Below are 17,129 nucleotides of genomic sequence, written 5' to 3'. Positions count from 1 at the left end.
TTTCAAAGGTTCGAACTTTTTTGATCTTTTTCCCAAATGACTCCCATTGCCCAGCCCATTTTTTGAAACCTACAATTCGGTAATAACTTCCCATACAAATCGTAGTATTGTTTCTCGGATATATATTTATCAGATGCTAAATGTTCAAGCCACGGCTTAGAAGTATTGTGTCTAAAAATTCTAGATGCGTTCTTTAAACCGAATTTGCGAATATGTGGAATAAACTCGAGCATTGCTCCAATCACATAAACGTAAGTAGCAGGCGTTTCTACTTCAGATACATTATCAAGTATGACGATTTTTCCATCATCATTCAGTAAGCTTTTCATTTGCTCTAACACATTTGGTAAATGGTTTAGGTGATGGAAAGTGGTTCTACTCACAATGAAATCAAATTTTTGTTCAAAGATAAGATTTTCTGCATCCATATGTAAGTAGCTTGTATTTGCACGCTGCCGCTTTGTTTTTGCTATGCTGAGCATTTCATCTGAAATATCAATTCCGACGACCTCATCAAAATGAGATGATAATTTATCCACTAATATACCGGAACCGGAACCAATATCTAATGCTCGTCCTTTTTGCAAGGAGAGGTTAGACATGAAAAATGAATAATCATTTAATAGCGTATTCACAAAATCATATTCTTCCGCAACTTTGTTAAATGAATCTCTCGCCGCTTCCAAAAGTAGGACCTCCTTTTCAAGTTGAGTGGACTCCGTGTTATCGTATTCTCTTATGCTCACAGTCTGAATAACGGAACCAACTCTATTGATGTTTTAATTATAAAATACTCGATTTAACGACTCAAGCTGTTATAGCAACTCTTTATAGTCCAGAGGTTTTTGTCACAGTATCGAAAATTAACCAAGCAATAACATGTGTTCATTATCAAACATATAACGTTGTTCCTGTTTTCAATAGAGGAAGCTTGTGATAAAATTTGGAAGTTATAATTTCTAAAAATGAACAACTCGTTTCCTTCAAAAACAGAAGTTCTACTTCAGAATATGAAAACAAGATGCGGGGGAGAGCTAGATGGGGCAAATAGAAGTGGTAGAGGTCTTCGAAGAGAATCTAGATAGCGGAGGTTGTTACTGCCTTCGCAGCAAGCCTAATTCTACAGGTTATATCAATAAGAATAACTGGCTGCTGGACAGTTTCCAAGAAGGATTAAAATATATCAAAATAATGGATAACAATAAACCAGCAGGATTTATTGAATATACACCTATTGAATATTCGTCGCGAGTTGTCTATGGCGAAAATTATATCGTTATTCATTGTTTATGGGTTCAAATAACGGGTAAAGGCTATGCTTCAAAGCTAATACAGCAATGCATTCAAGATGCTAAAGAACAAAACAAAGTAGGCGTTATCGTGGTTACCAATCCTAACACTTCTTGGACGCCGAGTAAGGATATTTTTATTAAAAACAATTTTATTGAAGTGGATCATGCACCTCACGGTTTTGAGCTGCTCGTTCATAAATTTGGAGCAGCACCGAACCCTTATTTTCCAAAAGACTGGGATGATAGACTGTCAAGTTTTAAAGATTTAACGGTCATGCGAACGCAGCAGTGTCCATTCGTTGATGTAGCAACTACAAATATGATGGAAGCGGCAAATAAACTTGGAATTCCTATACATATTATTGACATTCAAAATAGAGAAGAGTTGTTGAGAATTTCTCCTACTCCTTATGGTATTTACGGTGTTATCTATAACTCAAATTTAGTTGCGTATCATAGGCTTACTGTTCACTCGGCTATGAAAAGGCTAAAACATATCAACTCAGAAAAATAGAGATACTGTGTGAAACTATTTTACATATGAAAGGTTGAATGACATGACGACATATTACTTTTATCCAATGACTAAAGAGTATGCTTCTGTAATCTGTACTTGGAAGTACTCTGCCCCATATTCCATATACAGCATGGATGATAGCAACGAATGCATTTGCGATCTTATGAATGATGAGTATTTTTACGCATTGGATAGCGATAACCAATTAGTAGGCTTTATATGTATGGGGGGTTCGGCTCGTGTACCAGGTGGTTATCCAACGGGCATTTATGAACATATTGATCGGCGTGACATTGGATTAGGGCTTAGACCGGATTTTACAGGCGGTGGTAAGGGCCAAGCGTTCTTGCTGCAAGGTTTGGACTATTTGAAGCAGCATCACCATGCGCATGACCTTCAGCTTGTTGTCGCCACATTCAATGAAAGAGCGATCAAAGTATATGAGCGTACTGGATTTGTGCGAGGAACGAGCTTTATGAGTAGGATAGGAAATAAGCAAGTTGAGTTTCTGTCTATGACATTGGCAGGGAAATGAAGACATCATGAAAAAGTTGAAAAGCTGCGTATTCGTTACGATATTACTGTCATTTTTCTTTACTAGTACGGTGTACGGAACGACTTGGGAAGATTTAAAGCCAGAGGAAGTAATAAAAAGAGCAACAATCGTCGTCGAAGGAAAATTTGATTTTTCTACTCATTATACAGATGGAGCTAGCGGCCTAACCATTGGATATGATTTTAAAGTAGATAAACTCTATAAAGGTCATGAGTTTGATTTGATAATGGTTGCCGCCGATGAAAATGATAAGGAATGGATAGAAAAGCATCAGAACAATAACGGGTAAATAACACACCAAGTAGTACGCCTACAGTGAGTCCTGATAGTCATATGCGAAATATCACAAACCAAATAAACAAAGTACTTACTATTATTCTCATTCTAGTCGTTCCGATAATAATTTATGGCGTAATAAGAAAAATAAAAAAAGATCAAGAAGACACGAATTCATAACGAAAAAATATCCACACGATTACGGGGCGGCTGTGCAGTTTTTAGGTACAGTGCTCTCACATTCTGTTCTGTCAAACAGACCGTCGATTCTCACAAATTCGATTGAACGAAAAGAGATAGCACTAAATCATAGCAAGGAGTGATATTGGTGAAAGAAGACCTTGATTTTAATAAACAAATGCATTTTCTAATCGAAATGGATAAGCTCAAAAGCATTGAAAGACGGACTAAACTTATACATGGATCACGTCTTGAGAATGATGCGGAGCATTCGTGGCATCTTGCCATGATGGCAATTATTTTACAGGAGCATTCCAATCAAAAAGTTGATTTGTTTAAAGTTATAAAGATGCTGCTCATACACGATATCGTAGAAATTGATGCTGGTGATACTTTTGCTTACGATACGGTTGGGCATCACGATAAGTTTGATCGCGAGCAGCGAGCAGCCACTCGAATATTTGGTTTACTTCCAGAGGAACAAGGGAAAGAACTTATGGATTTATGGCTGGAGTACGAACGTAAGGAAACGAATGAAGCGAAGTTTGCGGCTTCTTTGGATAGTTTACAACCGCTGATACATAATTATTTGAATCATGGTGAAACGTGGAAGAAATATGGCATCACAAGCGATAAAGTTTTGGATCGAAATCGTAAAATGGCGAAGGGTTCTGAAAGGTTATGGGAGTATGCTCAAGAAATGATTGAGAAATCAGTAGTGCAAGGGTATTTAAGCAAGTAATGCAACGGAGATTGACTATGCATTTGCGTAATAGGGGATTTATACTGCTTATTATTTTTACAGATAACCTACATTACAGGAGTGGAAATGACCATGAATCTGCGCTTAACCAATGCTGATGATATTGAACAACTTGTAAAAATGAGATGGGACTTTTCAAACGAATACAGTCAGAACAAGTTCGAAGAGGATACATATGAGGAGTTTGCTTTAGAATGCAGATCCTTTTTAAAGAATGCCATCGTTTCTGATAAATGGTTTATTTGGGTTGCGGAGCAAGAGGGTCTCATTCTTTCTCATATTTATATTGAACGAATTGATAAGGTACCTAGGCCAGGAAGAAAAACGAATCCTTTTGTCTATATGACAAATGTGTACACGTTGCCTGAACACAGGGGGAATAGAATTGGAGCTCAATTACTGAAAAAGATTGAAGAGTGGGCGCGAACGAATCATTATGAATTTATTATCGTCTGGCCAAGCGAATGGAGTGTAGAGTTTTATGAACGCAATGGCTATAAACGATGTCAGGAACCAATGGAATTGATGTTAGATTAAATTCAAGGGGGTATTTATTTGAATCTGTTGTCCAAAATGGCGCATCATTATGGCTTGAATATTCATTTTCTAGATTCTTTTAATGATGCTGATCCTTCTCTAACTCCTATTGTTATATGCCCTGGCTTGTCGGAAACAGCCGAAGAGTACGTCGATTTGCTACAGTTTCTATTGCCGCGAAGAGGGATCGTGCTTTCGTTTAGAGGCAGAGGGCAAAGTGATACGCCGCAAGAAGGGTACGATTTGAAACATCATGTATCTGATATTGAAGCCGTTGTTAAAGAAGCAGGCGTTGAGTATTTTCATCTTTTTGCTTACTCACGGGGCGTGCCTTATGCACTAGAATACGCGAATCAACATACTCCTCTTATTGCCTCAATGATCATGCAGGATTATCCACCTGAACATAAAGCGATGTCCACGGAGTGGGCAGATGATTATATTAATAATTATTTAATCCCAGTTGATAGAGAAATGAATATTCGTCAGGAAACGGTTCGCGGTATTCAACGTGAATCGACTCAAAAATCAATATCTGTGGATTTTGATCGTCCGGTGCTTGTCAATAGAGGCTTGCTGAAAGGTTCATTGTTGACGGATGATAATCTTGACCTATATAAGAAACAATTTCCTCATTTACAACTCCATGAATTTATGAAAAGTGGGCATGACATCCGAAGAACAGAGAAAGCGGCATTTTATAGTGTAATTAATGACTTTTTAAGTTAGATAGAGACCGTGGGAGGTCATGACACACTTGGTTGTTTTCTTCCTTGTCCTCTTCCGTATTCTCTATACGCTGAGTGCTGGAAATGCACAGATGTACGACAAATGAGCGTTACTTGTTATACTCAATGTATTAAATGTGTCCAATCTACCCAATGCACTCAATTCACCCAATGACTCCAATGCAGCTAATATACTCAATGCCCCAAATGTATCTGATGTACTTAATGTAACCAATATACTCACTGTACTCGTTGTAGGGAATGCAGCTAATGAACTTAATGTAGCTAATCTATGAAATATCTTCAATGCACTCCGGCACTTCCTCTAACGGTTGCTATTGACGCTATTTCTACGAAATTGCCCATCAATGAATTTTAACGGGCGTCAGTGCGCCTATTTTAGCAATCTTGGTATGTGGCGCCGCTTTTTCTGGCGAATAAGCTCTCTGACAACCTTTAAACCTCAAAATAAGCAAATATAAGCTAAATAGGCTCTGTGGCAACCGTTAGTGCAATTCTGCTGTAGTAAACTGTTCGGGCTGGAGAGAATAAGAATAATAGACTTATGCTAGTTGATAGTAGAGCGTAGGTAAGGGGCAACTCTAAATCTGTGCAATGTCTATATGAAACACTTGTACCAGTTCCAGTTCTAGTTCTAGTTCTAGCTATAATCCTAATCCTAGCCTTCTGATGCCACCATAGTTGCTGAATAATTTAATTGTCCAGCTCAGTTTTTTAAGGACAAGAAAGTAATTAATTGGAACGAGATGATTACGGGTGGGTAAATGGAGATTCAGTAGCGTTGATGGACGAATACGAATAAAACGAAACGGATTTAGGAATAGTGGTTAATATCATTCCGTTCAACTTGTACTCGTCCTTTTAAATGATTGACCTATATGGATTAAGCAATCACACTTCATTCCCATTTTCTAGTGTGTACGGAAAGGATTGCTCCATGTATAATGATACAACGTAATTTTAGCACTGGTCGATTAAAGGGGAACAACGACAGATGGAATTTTATAAGCAACAAGTATTGCCTGCTTCCAGACAAATGAAAGACTTAGAAAAAGCAATTGCATCTCCATACGAGTATCTTATTCTGCTGGATATTCATGTTGCTCAATTAAAGCATGCCGTTGATATGGTGCGCAAAGCGGACAAAAAGCTATTGCTCCATTTGGATTTGATTCAAGGCTTACAAAGCGATGCTTACGCGACGGAGTATTTGTGCCAAGAATATCGTCCGTACGGCATATTGTCTACAAAAGGAAATGTCATTCAGCGTGCGAAGCAAAAAGGGGTTGTTGCTGTTCAACGTATATTTCTCATTGATAATAGTGCATTGGAGAAAAGTTATAAGCTGCTTGAAAAGACACAGCCTGATGTTATTGAAGTGCTACCAGGTGGAATGCCGGATGTCATCCGTAAGGTCAAAGAAAATACACAATTACCGATTGTTGCGGGTGGATTTATATCTACGAGGGAAGATGTAGAGCGTGCACTGGGTGCTGGAGCGGAAGCGGTAACAACGTCGAACAAGCAGTTGTGGACATATTATGAAAAATAGTGATTGACAACGCTTACAAATATGAATAAACTATGAATTAAGTTAATACTTGTTACGGAGACTTGGAGATCTACTTTCAGAACACATTTATCCTCTCAAGGGATAAGATGTGTACTCGATTGTGGGTCTCTTTTTGCATTCTCCTTGGCAGAATAAAATGTAACAACAGTGAGGATTTTACAGGAGGGCTAATTATGTCAGCATTTTGGGCCGAAGTAATTGGAACGATGATTTTGATCGCGCTCGGCGGCGGTGTCTGTGCAGGTGTATCACTTAAAAAGTCTTTTGCTGCAAATTCAGGTTGGATCGTGATTACGCTAGGTTGGGGTTTGGCAGTAGCCGTAGCAGCCTATTCCGTTGGTTCGTTTAGTGGAGCGCACTTAAATCCAGCTCTTACAGTTGGACTAGCTTTCACGGGGAGCTTCCCGTGGGCCGATGTACCATCGTATATTGTAGCGCAAATGATAGGTGCTATATTGGGAGCAGTAATTGTATACTTACATTACTTGCCGCATTGGAAAGTAACCGAAGATCCAGCTACAAAATTAGGTATATTCGCAACGGGTCCTGCTATTAATCATCCATTTTCAAACGTAATTAGTGAAATGATTGGTACTTTTATTCTCGTTCTTGGTATTTTAGCAATCGGTGCAAATAAATTTGCAGATGGATTGAATCCTTTCATTGTTGGTTTCTTAATTGTAAGTATCGGCTTGTCGCTTGGCGGCACAACAGGTTATGCAATTAACCCGGCACGTGACTTGGGTCCAAGGATCGCGCACTTCTTGCTTCCGATCCCAGGTAAGGGCGGATCGAATTGGAAGTATGCCTGGGTTCCTGTAGTAGGACCATTGCTAGGTGGTTCTCTTGGCGGGTTATTTTATAAAAATGTGTTTCTAGGTGAATCCGATTCGATGTTGTGGTTGGTGTTAGGAATAACGGTCGTTGTTCTGATTGGAGCTCAACTGCTTTCTAAACGAACAGCAAACTAAATTGCATATCAAATTCATTGAGCGTTCAAACAATACAGGGGGGAATCTTGTATGGAAAAATATATTTTGTCTTTAGACCAAGGAACAACGAGCTCGCGTGCTATTTTGTTTAATAAAGAAGGGCATATTGTACACACGGCGCAAAAGGAATTTACACAGATCTTTCCTGAGCCAGGTTGGGTTGAACATAACGCACAAGAAATCTGGGGAACGATCCTATCCGTAATCGCGACATGTTTGATTGAATCTGGGGTGAAGCCGAGCCAGATTGCAGGGATCGGGATTACGAATCAACGTGAGACGACAGTGGTATGGGATAAACAATCCGGTCGGCCTGTATACAATGCGATTGTATGGCAATCGCGCCAGACGAAATCGATTTGTGATGAGCTGAAAGAAGCAGGACACTCTGAGTTGTTCCGTTCGAAGACCGGATTACTTATTGATTCTTATTTCTCAGGTACGAAAGTTAAATGGATACTCGACAATGTTGAAGGTGCACGTGAAAAGGCGGAGCGCGGCGAATTATTGTTCGGTACAATTGACACATGGTTAATTTGGAAGCTGACTGACGGCAATGTTCACGTTACCGATTATAGTAACGCATCGCGTACGTTGATGTACAACATTCATGAGCTTCGCTGGGATGATGAGCTGCTTGAATTGCTCACCATTCCGAAACAAATGCTTCCAGAAGTTCGCTCTTCTTCAGAGGTGTATGGTGAAACGGTTGACTTCCACTTCTTTGGCGAAAGTATTCCGATTGCTGGTGCAGCCGGGGACCAACAAGCTGCGTTGTTCGGTCAAGCATGCTTTAACAAAGGTATGGCTAAAAATACGTACGGCACAGGTTGTTTCATGCTTATGAATACAGGTGAACAGGCTGTTCAATCTTCACACGGGCTATTGACGACGATTGCTTGGGGCATCGATGGTAAGGTTGAATATGCGTTAGAGGGCAGTGTGTTCGTTGCCGGTTCAGCTGTGCAATGGCTGCGCGATGGTTTGCGTATGATTAAGGAATCGAAAGACAGCGAACTGTATGCAAGTAAAGTAGATACAACAGATGGTGTCTATGTTGTACCTGCATTTGTAGGTCTTGGTACACCTTACTGGGATAGTGAAGTAAAAGGTGCGGTATTCGGCTTGACGCGTGGTACGACTAAAGAGCACTTTATTCGTGCGACGTTAGAGTCTCTTGCTTATCAGACAAAAGATGTGCTGCAAGCAATGGAAGCGGATTCTTCGATTGAGCTTACTACGCTGCGTGTTGATGGTGGAGCAGTACAAAATAACTTCTTGATGCAGTTCCAAAGTGATATGTTAAACGTTCCGGTTGAATGTCCGAAAGTATACGAGACAACTGCGCTTGGAGCGGCCTATCTTGCAGGTCTTGCTGTTGGATACTGGGATAGCCGCGATGAAATTGCTGCTCAATGGAGTATTGATCGCACGTTCCAGCCTTCTATGGAAGAGGAACAGCGTGTGGAATTGTACGATGGTTGGAAGAAAGCAATTACCGCAACAAAAGCATTTAAATAAGTTCATTATTATGTTATAATAATTACAAGTTAATAATTGATTCGGTTGGAGAATAGAGAAGCCGCAATTGCACTATCGTCTTGTGTATAGACTATAGTGTTATTGCGGCTTTTGTTATTTCGGTCACCGATTGCCCAGGAGGTTATACAGATGAAGATGGAATTTAACGCAGCAGGGCGTCACGATATAATACAATCTATGAAAGAGCAGCCTCTCGATGTAATCGTAATCGGTGGTGGCATTACAGGAGCGGGTATTGCGCTTGATGCAACGACGCGTGGACTTAACACAGCGTTATTTGAAATGCAGGACTTTGCAGCAGGAACTTCAAGTCGTTCGACGAAACTTGTACACGGCGGGCTGCGCTATTTAAAACAATTTGATGTAAAGACGGTAGCTGAAGTAGGGAAAGAGCGCGCAATCGTTTATGAAAATGGTCCGCACGTCACGACACCTGAGTGGATGCTGCTTCCGTTTCATCGTGGTGGGACGTTTGGCAAGTTCAGTACGTCGATTGGCTTGCGAGTCTACGACTTTTTGGCAGGTGTGAAACGCAGTGAACGTCGTCGAATGTTTTCTGAGAAAGAGACGATTGATCGTGAACCACTGGTAAAGCGAGAAGGATTGAAAGGCGGCGGCTACTACGTTGAGTACCGGACGGATGATGCACGTCTAACAATTGAAGTAATGAAAGAAGCGGTAAGTAAAGGTGCGAAAGCGCTGAACTATATGAAAGTAGAGTCGTTTTTGTACAAAGAAGGCAAAGTTGCAGGCGTGCGTGTATGCGATCAGTTGAATGGTCATCAATATGAATTGTACGCGAAAAAGATTATTAATGCAGCTGGGCCGTGGGTTGACGTACTTCGCGAACAAGATGGGTCGCGTACGGGTAAACGTCTTCAAATGTCTAAAGGTGTTCATCTTGTTATCGATCAGTCGAAGTTCCCGCTGAAGCAGGCGATATACTTTGATACGCCTGACGGGCGTATGGTATTTGCGATTCCGCGCGATGGCAAAACCTATGTGGGTACAACAGATACATTCTATAAATCTGATCCGGTTCATCCGGTAATGACTGCAGAAGATCGTACGTATATTATGGATGCGATTCATTATATGTTCCCAACAGTTCAGCTTACTGTAGAAGATATTGAATCGAGCTGGGCGGGGGTTAGACCTCTAATTTATGAAGAAGGAAAAAATGCATCTGAAATTTCTCGCAGAGACGAAATATGGCAGTCTCCTTCCGGCTTAATCACGATTGCGGGCGGAAAGCTGACTGGCTATCGGAAAATGGCGGAGACGATTGTTAATTTGGTGACCAAGCTCCTTCAAGAGCAAGATGGACGTACGTTTGCGGCGGCAACAACGAAACATATGCCGATTTCTGGCGGGCATGTTGGCGGTTCCGATTCGTTCCAGGATTTTGTGAGCAAGAAGATAAGTGAGGGTGTAAAACAAGGTTTGGACGTAAAGTTGGCCAAGCGATGGGCTCAATTTTACGGTTCAAATGTAGATCTTGTATTTGAGTTGGCACGTGCCTGTGCGGTCGATTCGGAGCAATTGGATCTTCCAATTGACGTGCTCGCACCGCTCGTATATGCGATGCAGCATGAAATGACGGTAAAGCCAGATGATTTCTTTATTCGTCGAACAGGTGCGTTGTTCTTTAATATTGCATGGGTGCGCCGCTGGAAACAGCCAGTAATCGACTATATGGCAGCAGCACAAGGTTGGACGGAGGAGCAGAAGGTACGTTACACATTAGAGCTTGAACAAAGTTTGGAACGTGCGGTAACTCCACAGACCGAAGTGTAATTGTTGTCAATGAAGCATTCATACGTGAAGCATATAACGCCAAGTTCTCATTTTGTGAGCTTGGCGTTCTGTTTTGTTCAGGTTTGTTTTGTGTGTAGATTTTCAAATAGTTGTAAAAGATGATTTGCGTTAAACTCTAGACATAATAAGAACCTTTCCGTTATCTTAAAAGGTACATCGTCCTAGCACATCTTCCTAGTTATCCCCATTAAGCACCGATAGGGGATTCGTAGTACTCCACAATTTTAGATTCCCGTAATCCTATCTCGATGAAGAATACTGTCCTTCATATGATTTCATTAGCGTCTACATACAAGGAGGTCTTTGAAGCGTGAGAATAAGTGAATTATCGCAATTGACCAAAGTGAGTGCTCGATCGATTCGACATTATGAAGAAAAGGGCTTAATACAGGCAGAGCGAACGGAAAATGATTATCGCAAATTCCATGAATCGGCTATCGAACGTGTTAAAGCGATTCAGTTGTATTTGAAGCTGGGGTTAACGGCAGATGAAATTGGGAGCCTGTTCAGGAGTGAGATCGCATCTCCCGATGACTATGAGTATTGTGAGGAAATGTTGAACATATATGAACAAAAGCTAAATAGTGTAGACGATCAAATGAAGTCCCTCCTTGACTTGAAGGAAATGCTGGAGAGGCAAATTTCGCGGACAAAAGCGAAGAAAATTTCTAGTTAGCCAAGGAAATTGGGAATGCCCCAGAGCAGAAATTTGTTCCGGGGTGTTTATTTGTATCCATATTAAATGAAGTACAATTAGATTGCGCTCAAGTTTTGACCTAGTCCTCCATCTACGGTAAGCCTTGCGCCCGTCGTAAAGGTAGCATCGAAGGCAAAGAATAATACTGCCTTTGCCACTTCGTCCGACGAGCCATGGCGCTTCATTGGAGTAATCTGATTACCAAGCTCTTCGAAGGAAGCACGTTCTGCATCTGTTAAACCTTCAACACCCTTCGATGGCGTTTTAATAAATCCTGGACTTATCACATTTACGCGAATGTTTTTCGGCAGCAGTTCTACTGCAAAGCCGGATGCTAAGGAGCGAAGCGCAGCTTTGGATGCGCTGTACACGCTCATGCCAGTATAGCCACCTTCATCAGCTACGGACGAAGTGAACACGATCGAACCGCCCTCTGCAATGAGAGGAGCCAAGCGCTGTACCGTGAAAAAGGCGCCCTTCGTATTAACGGCGAATGTCCGATCGTAAGAGCTTTCTGTTACTTGATGGAATGGTTCAAGCACCGAGATCCCGGCATTCACATGAAGTAAATCTATTTTTCCCAGATGCTGCTCCACATAAGCCTCTAATGCTTGTATGTCTTCCAAGCTTGACACATCAGACAATACAACATGCACGCGTTCGCTGCCTAATTCACGTCTTGCCTCTTCAATGTTCTTCGGATTACGGCCTGTAACAAGCACTTCCGCTCCTCCTGCCAATAGTGCCTTTGCAGTGGCAAGGCCCATACCATGTGTTCCACCTGTAATAACAGCTTTCTTCCCTTGATAGTTACTCATTTGATTTCCTCCTCAAAATGGTTTGGTTTAGCTTTCTGACCTCAGTCTAAAGCTTTACACTAGTGTCAAAGTCAAGTGGGTTTTTAGAAAAAACTGAATCGTGGCGAGCATGCTGTATGTAGTAGCCGTATGTAGTATTTTAAGGGACGGATTATTTTAATAAGTAGAGAGTAGAATTGCATTGCATGTATCAACAAAGAAACGTTTTCTTAAAGCAAGCGAGTTTCATATTTTAACGAATCGATGTCTATCTAAACAAAAAAAGCGAAAATGTATGCATAAATAGCTGTGCATGTATATAGGGGAGACACTGACACTACCATCATAATCATTATTACGTTAACGGTTGTCACAGAGGCTAAATTGCCTAGATTTAGTTATTTTTAGATCTAACGGGTATCATAGAGCTTATTTGACCAATTAAGTCATATTATCTATCTAAACTACTAAAATAAGCTCACATATGACCGTTAAAATTTTATTACGCATGATTTTATAAAAATAACCTCAATAGCGTCCGTTAGAGTAAACAGTACCCAGTACAATAGTAGCTTCGCGTAGGGTGCCTCGCGGCATATCGCAAATTTGGATCAATTGTTTGTTGAATGTATTTGAGAAGGTTGATAAGTCGATTACGATCGAGTTGATAGTTGATGTTATGAATAAGCTCATTCATAATAAGACTTCAGAAATATATTTGCCTCGAAGCACTAGCGATTATGAATGTTTGCAAGAAGCAAGTAAAATGAGGTGCGCAAAATGATGGAACAATCGGAGAAAGTTACGGAAGTCAAAGAGATCATTACTAATGCATTAACGGAAGATAGAGCAGTGGACTTCTTAGATATTCAAGGCCTGGACTTATCTTTTTCAGACCTTTCTGATCTTAGAGCCGATCGTATTATGGCAGATGGTGCTAGTCTGAGAGGTGCTTCTCTAATGCGAGTATCTCTTCGCGATTGTGAATGGAATAAGGTGAATGTAGAAGGTGCAAATTTTTATGAAGCTGATATGGCTGGTTGCTTTTTTTACAAGGCCAACTTTAGTCAAGCTCAAATGAAATATGCAGAGCTTAAAATAAGTTCTTGTGTAGAGGCTTGTTTTGATGAGGCAGATATTTCTTATGGGACCTTGTCAGGAACAACGTTCACGGCAGCGACTTTCCGGCAGGCCAAGCTAAAGGAAATAGAAGCCGATGAAGCGGTATTTAATGAGGCTGATCTATCAGGGGCCATTTTAGTTGAAGGAAACTTTATGAGCGTGGATTTTATCGGGGCCAACCTATCTGGTGTTGATGCAAGGGAAGGTAATTTTAAAGGTGCAAATTTTAGCAATGCTAATTTATCGAATGGGAACTTCGCAGGTGCGGACTTTAGCTATGCAGCACTTGACGGAGTACAGTGGAAGGGCGCAAATATTGAAGGTGCTAAGTTCGACGACCATGCGAAACCAATTATTATGAAGCAAATATAGTGTGTAATGTATAGAAGTGGCTATCAGTGAGTGTAGATGCAGATAGTCGCTTTTTTTCTGTATATGAATCTTCACAATACACTCAAGGTGCTTACTGGTATAATTAAATTTACTATTATAATTTCCTAACTAGATGAAGTAGAAGGGGCATAAGAATACGTGGAACAGCTAAAGAACGTACTACAATTGATTAAACTTGGTGAAAAATTGAAAATGGAAATGCGTCATAGCTGGTTGTCCAATGGGCGTAGGGAAAGCGTCGCGGAGCATACATGGCGTCTTGCTTTAATGGCGATGGCCATTGAACCGTATTTGCCTAATCAGGTAAACAGTGAGAAGTTGCTCAAAATGATCATTATCCATGACTTAGTCGAAGCGTATGCAAAGGATATTCCTGCATTTGATACGATGAATAATAGCGAAGCGAAGGCTTTGAAACATAAAAATGAAATCGCAGCTATCGAGAAGATTCGAGATATGCTTGGCGATGAACATGGTCAGAAGCTCTATGACTATTGGTTTGAATTTGAGGGCAAGGAAACGTATGAGGCCAAAGTGGCTAACGCGTTGGATAAGCTCGAGGCGCAAATCCAACATAATGAAGCAGGTATGGAGACATGGCTGCCGATCGAACATGAAATGACATTTATGCTTGGCAAGCATACAGATTTTGATCCTGTGCTTACGGAGCTAAAAAATCTAATCGAGCAAGAAGGCGAGCAGAAGCTTGCAGCCGCAGGCTTTGATGTAAAAAGGTTAAAGCAGCAAAAAGCCTAGAGCAGAACGGCATGCAGCATAAGTCGGTACAGTCTGAAAACCTCACAAGTGCAATATCAACCTAACCCATAAGATGGGGCTTGCAGAAGCCTTCATTTTACGGGTTATTTTTGTATGAGTCTATTCCTAATTCAATTGTAAGTTTATTGTAAGAATGCTGAAAGAAGTGAGAAAGATAGTTTTTTTACAATACAGATATTACCTACAAAAACAGTCATGGAAAACGAGAACTTACCATACTGAGGAGGTACGAATATGAAAAAAAGTAAAAAAGCACTTGCACTGCTATGTGGACTAATGATGTTGTCTGCATCACTTCCGCTAGCAGCTGCAGCTGCACCGAAAGATGTGCCGATCAAGCAATCAATCCAACAAGCCATCGCGGCAAAGCCAGCAGCTAAAAAAGCAGCAGTCCCATTAACGAAAGCGAATGTGGAAAAGTTTACGAAGGAGTTTTTTTCTCAACCGCATATAAAGAACATGATAGCTGGGGCGGTAGTTACCGTCGTAAAAGGTGATGAAGTGCTGCTTGAAGAGGGATACGGGTATGCAGATATAGAGAAAAAGAAGCAGGTAGATCCAGAAGAGACATTGTTCTATATCGGCTCCGTATCGAAAGTATTCACGGCGACAGCCGTACTGCAGTTGGTAGAGCAAGGTAAGATTGATATCCATGCAGATATAACGAAATATTTGGGCGACGTTAAAATAAAAAATGAAACAGGAAGCCCCATCACGGTAAAGGACTTACTCACACATACGAGCGGGGTTGAGCATGCAGATGCGGGATTCACGATTGATGCAGAGCTGGATTCAAAAACGTACTATTCCATTAAAGATGAATTGCTGAATAATAAGTTCCGCATCGTTAATAAGCCAGGCGAAGTATACAGCTATGACAATTTTGCATCCCAGCTGCAGGGATATATTGTGGAACAAGTAACGGGACAAAAATTCGAAGATTATGCAAAAGAGCATCTATTTGAAGTGCTGGATATGGAAAATACGAGCTTTGTACTAGAGAAAGATAAAGCGCATAAATTGGCTAGTTCTTATGACATGAAGGGAAATAAGCTAAAGCCTGCTTTATTTAAGCCAACTGTATTGCCAGAAGGTTCTATGTCATCTACGGGTGAGGATATGGCTAATTATATGTTAGCTGTTCTTAATGGCGGAGCATTGGAAGGGGAACGATTTTTAAGTAAACAATCTTTGACAAAAATGCTCACCCCTCAAGTAAGTATCCACCCCACCGTACCGAATATGACTTATGGTTTTGAATATTATACGCATCATTTGTTTAACGGACATAACTTTGTTGTGAAGGGCGGAGGTTTGTCAGGGTTTACTTCACAGGTGACCTTTTTACCTGACAAGAAAGTTGGCATATTTATAAGTGACAATCGAGGACTCAATGTACATTTTCCTTACTTGGAAGCATTTATGGATCATTTCTATCCCGATGAAAGACCTGCTCCGCAGTATTTACAACCAACCCAACAACAGCTCACTAAATTCGAAGGTCGTTATTCAAATTTACGATCGGGATATACAGTTACAGAAATTAAAGCGAATACCGATGGTACGTTAATCGTTAATGATAATTTTGGCAGCACGACGTATCGCCAAGTAGACCCCCTTTTGTTTGTAAGTGAGATTGGTATGCCATTGGCATTTAAAGAAGTGCACGGAAAAGTGAAATATATTTATACGGTAGGCTCCCTTGTTAGCTGGGCAGAGAAGCTTGAAGCACCTGTGGGGTATAAAGATGTGGCAGAAGAACATCCATACCGCAAGTATATAGATGGCTTGAGTCCGATTGTTGCATTAGGTGAAAAAGGCACGGATGTGCTTGAACCGACGAAAGAAATGACGCGTGGGGAATACATTCATCTGTTGATAGAATTGCTAGACTTGGGCTACCGTCATCATAAGGAACCAGCCTTTAAAGATGTGGTGGGACATAAGTATGTCGATGCTATTAATGAGGCGGTTCGTTTCGACATCATTGATGCAAAAACCGTTAAGGATGGGAAGTTTGAGCCGGATCGAATCATAGAGCGCCAAGAGGCGGCAGTATATTTGTATAGTTTCTTAAAAGCGTATCCTACGATCCCAAAAACGCCAGCTAAGCTGGCAGGAACGACAGATGAATGGGCAAAAGAAGCGGTGCAGTACATGGCCACATTCGGCTTTCATGGTCCAGAGGTGATTGAACATCAAGATGGTTCCATTGATTATTTGTCCAAGAAGGGATTAAAGCGCCAAGAAGCGGCGGCTCTACTCTACAAGCTGGTGTATCCATTTCACACAGAGGGAAAGTAAGCTAGATTAGGATTGCTTCCAATATTATAAATGAAGAACGCGAGCTGTATGAGTACATGAAACATTCATGTGTTCATGCAGCTTTTTAGTTGTATTTTAGCTGCACGCATAACAAATTTTTTGCGAAATGTATCAATTATTTTCATATCCGATTGTAAGTTTATTGTAAGGTTGCTGAAAGAAGTGAGAAAGATGAGTCCCTTACAATACAAATATTACCTGTTAAATAAAGTAGTAGAGTCAC

The 17,129-nt window shown here is 40.8% G+C and carries 16 protein-coding genes; 14 read left to right on the top strand and 2 right to left on the bottom strand.

Annotation, left to right across the window (positions count from 1 at the left end; all coding sequences use genetic code 11):
* Window positions 1-2: 2 nt before the first annotated feature.
* Window positions 3-686, bottom strand: a complete 684-nt coding sequence (locus FPZ44_RS12340; protein WP_144990586.1) for a class I SAM-dependent methyltransferase — start codon at window positions 684-686, stop codon at window positions 3-5.
* Between the two features lie 352 nt (window positions 687-1,038).
* On the opposite strand from FPZ44_RS12340, the gene FPZ44_RS12335 reads away from it, so the two are divergent.
* From FPZ44_RS12335 to FPZ44_RS12285, 11 genes are all read left to right on the top strand, one after another.
* Window positions 1,039-1,806, top strand: a complete 768-nt coding sequence (locus FPZ44_RS12335; protein ID WP_144990584.1) for a GNAT family N-acetyltransferase — start codon at window positions 1,039-1,041, stop codon at window positions 1,804-1,806.
* Window positions 1,807-1,849: 43 nt separating this feature from the next.
* Entirely contained in the window at window positions 1,850-2,344 is a 495-nt protein-coding gene (locus FPZ44_RS12330; protein ID WP_144990582.1) for a GNAT family N-acetyltransferase, read from the top strand.
* A 7-nt stretch (window positions 2,345-2,351) separates the two neighbouring features.
* A complete protein-coding gene (locus FPZ44_RS12325) occupies window positions 2,352-2,654 on the top strand; it encodes a hypothetical protein (RefSeq protein ID WP_144990581.1) in 303 nt (100 codons plus the stop codon).
* Between the two features lie 345 nt (window positions 2,655-2,999).
* Window positions 3,000-3,563 (top strand): HD domain-containing protein, encoded by a 564-nt coding sequence (locus FPZ44_RS12320; protein WP_144991817.1) that lies wholly within the window; start codon window positions 3,000-3,002, stop codon window positions 3,561-3,563.
* A 93-nt stretch (window positions 3,564-3,656) separates the two neighbouring features.
* Window positions 3,657-4,121, top strand: coding sequence for a GNAT family N-acetyltransferase (locus FPZ44_RS12315; protein WP_144990579.1), 465 nt, complete (start codon window positions 3,657-3,659; stop codon window positions 4,119-4,121).
* Between the two features lie 18 nt (window positions 4,122-4,139).
* Window positions 4,140-4,850 carry an alpha/beta fold hydrolase gene (locus tag FPZ44_RS12310; RefSeq protein ID WP_144990577.1) on the top strand — a complete coding sequence of 237 codons (711 nt, stop codon included), beginning with the start codon at window positions 4,140-4,142 and terminating at the stop codon, window positions 4,848-4,850.
* A 1,014-nt stretch (window positions 4,851-5,864) separates the two neighbouring features.
* Window positions 5,865-6,422 (top strand): glycerol-3-phosphate responsive antiterminator, encoded by a 558-nt coding sequence (locus FPZ44_RS12305; RefSeq protein ID WP_144990575.1) that lies wholly within the window; start codon window positions 5,865-5,867, stop codon window positions 6,420-6,422.
* 194 nt (window positions 6,423-6,616) lie between these two features.
* Complete coding sequence (locus FPZ44_RS12300) at window positions 6,617-7,414, top strand: MIP/aquaporin family protein (RefSeq protein ID WP_144990573.1); 798 nt, start codon at window positions 6,617-6,619, stop codon at window positions 7,412-7,414.
* Window positions 7,415-7,465: 51 nt separating this feature from the next.
* Window positions 7,466-8,956, top strand: a complete 1,491-nt coding sequence (glpK, locus tag FPZ44_RS12295; RefSeq protein WP_144990571.1) for a glycerol kinase GlpK — start codon at window positions 7,466-7,468, stop codon at window positions 8,954-8,956.
* Between the two features lie 156 nt (window positions 8,957-9,112).
* Complete coding sequence (locus tag FPZ44_RS12290) at window positions 9,113-10,774, top strand: glycerol-3-phosphate dehydrogenase/oxidase (RefSeq protein ID WP_144991816.1); 1,662 nt, start codon at window positions 9,113-9,115, stop codon at window positions 10,772-10,774.
* A gap of 331 nt (window positions 10,775-11,105) precedes the next feature.
* Window positions 11,106-11,471 carry a MerR family transcriptional regulator gene (locus FPZ44_RS12285; RefSeq protein WP_144990569.1) on the top strand — a complete coding sequence of 122 codons (366 nt, stop codon included), beginning with the start codon at window positions 11,106-11,108 and terminating at the stop codon, window positions 11,469-11,471.
* 77 nt (window positions 11,472-11,548) lie between these two features.
* On the opposite strand, the gene FPZ44_RS12280 is transcribed toward FPZ44_RS12285, so the two are convergent.
* Window positions 11,549-12,310 (bottom strand): SDR family oxidoreductase, encoded by a 762-nt coding sequence (locus FPZ44_RS12280; RefSeq protein ID WP_144990567.1) that lies wholly within the window; start codon window positions 12,308-12,310, stop codon window positions 11,549-11,551.
* Window positions 12,311-13,069: 759 nt separating this feature from the next.
* Between FPZ44_RS12280 and FPZ44_RS12275 the strand changes: the two genes are divergently transcribed.
* The 3 genes from FPZ44_RS12275 (at window position 13,070) to FPZ44_RS12265 (ending at window position 16,885) form a co-directional block, all read left to right on the top strand.
* Window positions 13,070-13,783: a pentapeptide repeat-containing protein gene (locus FPZ44_RS12275; protein ID WP_144990565.1), complete on the top strand. Its 714-nt coding sequence runs from the start codon at window positions 13,070-13,072 to the stop codon at window positions 13,781-13,783.
* Window positions 13,784-13,996: 213 nt separating this feature from the next.
* The gene (locus tag FPZ44_RS12270; RefSeq protein WP_144991815.1) at window positions 13,997-14,560 is read left to right on the top strand and encodes an HD domain-containing protein; all 564 of its coding nucleotides are present in this window, start codon (window positions 13,997-13,999) and stop codon (window positions 14,558-14,560) included.
* Window positions 14,561-14,815: 255 nt separating this feature from the next.
* On the top strand, window positions 14,816-16,885 hold the full coding sequence (locus FPZ44_RS12265; protein WP_144990562.1) for a serine hydrolase: 2,070 nt from the start codon (window positions 14,816-14,818) through the stop codon (window positions 16,883-16,885).
* The last annotated feature ends 244 nt before the right edge of the window (window positions 16,886-17,129 follow it).

The sequence above is a fragment of the Paenibacillus agilis genome (assembly GCF_007786455.1).
Taxonomy (GTDB): domain Bacteria; phylum Bacillota; class Bacilli; order Paenibacillales; family Paenibacillaceae; genus Paenibacillus_B; species Paenibacillus_B agilis.
The sequence above is the reverse complement of the archived record's forward strand: the minus strand, read 5'-3'. Positions and strand labels throughout refer to the sequence as shown.

Excerpts from the sequence above, each read along its gene's own strand:
- FPZ44_RS12335 (WP_144990584.1), top strand. The coding sequence starts at position 1,039 with ATGGGGCAAATAGAAGTGGTAGAGGTCTTCGAAGAGAATCTAGATAGC.
- FPZ44_RS12330 (WP_144990582.1), top strand. The coding sequence starts at position 1,850 with ATGACGACATATTACTTTTATCCAATGACTAAAGAGTATGCTTCTGTA.
- FPZ44_RS12325 (WP_144990581.1), top strand. The coding sequence starts at position 2,352 with ATGAAAAAGTTGAAAAGCTGCGTATTCGTTACGATATTACTGTCATTT.
- FPZ44_RS12320 (WP_144991817.1), top strand. The coding sequence starts at position 3,000 with ATGCATTTTCTAATCGAAATGGATAAGCTCAAAAGCATTGAAAGACGG.
- FPZ44_RS12315 (WP_144990579.1), top strand. The coding sequence starts at position 3,657 with ATGAATCTGCGCTTAACCAATGCTGATGATATTGAACAACTTGTAAAA.
- FPZ44_RS12305 (WP_144990575.1), top strand. The coding sequence starts at position 5,865 with ATGGAATTTTATAAGCAACAAGTATTGCCTGCTTCCAGACAAATGAAA.
- FPZ44_RS12300 (WP_144990573.1), top strand. The coding sequence starts at position 6,617 with ATGTCAGCATTTTGGGCCGAAGTAATTGGAACGATGATTTTGATCGCG.
- glpK (WP_144990571.1), top strand. The coding sequence starts at position 7,466 with ATGGAAAAATATATTTTGTCTTTAGACCAAGGAACAACGAGCTCGCGT.
- FPZ44_RS12290 (WP_144991816.1), top strand. The coding sequence starts at position 9,113 with ATGGAATTTAACGCAGCAGGGCGTCACGATATAATACAATCTATGAAA.
- FPZ44_RS12280 (WP_144990567.1), bottom strand. The coding sequence starts at position 12,310 with ATGAGTAACTATCAAGGGAAGAAAGCTGTTATTACAGGTGGAACACAT.
- FPZ44_RS12275 (WP_144990565.1), top strand. The coding sequence starts at position 13,070 with ATGATGGAACAATCGGAGAAAGTTACGGAAGTCAAAGAGATCATTACT.
- FPZ44_RS12270 (WP_144991815.1), top strand. The coding sequence starts at position 13,997 with ATGGAAATGCGTCATAGCTGGTTGTCCAATGGGCGTAGGGAAAGCGTC.
- FPZ44_RS12265 (WP_144990562.1), top strand. The coding sequence starts at position 14,816 with ATGAAAAAAAGTAAAAAAGCACTTGCACTGCTATGTGGACTAATGATG.